Origin of the sequence: Halomonas sp. AOP30-A1-24 (assembly GCF_052378165.1) — a bacterium.
Lineage (GTDB): Bacteria > Pseudomonadota > Gammaproteobacteria > Pseudomonadales > Halomonadaceae > Vreelandella > Vreelandella citrativorans.
The window spans coordinates 1-526 of record NZ_JBQSXL010000099.1 but is presented as its reverse complement, the minus strand read 5'-3'; the positions used below and the strand labels follow the sequence as shown (position 1 = coordinate 526).

The window sequence follows — 526 nt, the reverse complement described above, 5'->3', positions numbered from 1 at the left end:
GACCGCGTCACAAAGCTTATCGAACGAACTGTAGGCTGTTAACGGTAGCCACCGGTATTTGATTTCGCGCCAAAGGATTTCGATCAGGTTCAGCTCCGGCGAATACGGCGACAAATAGACCAAGTGAATGCGATGTGCCATCCAATCAAGAAGTTTGCGCTGAAATGCCCTGGAACGGTGCATTCTGGCATTATCCAGTATCACGACGGTGAAGGAGTCAGGGTCTTTATGTGCCGCAAACTGATCAAAGGCTTCTATAACGGTCTCAGTGGTCACAGAGTCGGTGGTCATGTGGTGAAAAAACTCACCTTTTCTGGTGAGAAAACCCAGTACATTCAGCCGTTTGCTATGTGGGTAGGCAGTGACTTCCCAAGGCTTGGCTATCGGGCTCCATGCATAAGGTAGTGACGATGATTGCGAGAAACCGGCCTCATCAAAGAAATAGAGATCGCACTTACCATCATCTTCCCACTCCTTCAATACATTGATCATCTCTTGCGTATGGCGGAAATCTGTTTCGTCACGC

At 48.7% G+C, this 526-nt stretch carries 1 protein-coding gene; it reads right to left on the bottom strand.

Annotated features, from left to right (window positions below; genetic code table 11):
• A partial coding sequence (locus tag ACT3TJ_RS18050) for an IS630 family transposase (protein WP_444666139.1) occupies positions 1-526 on the bottom strand: 526 nt, incomplete at both ends.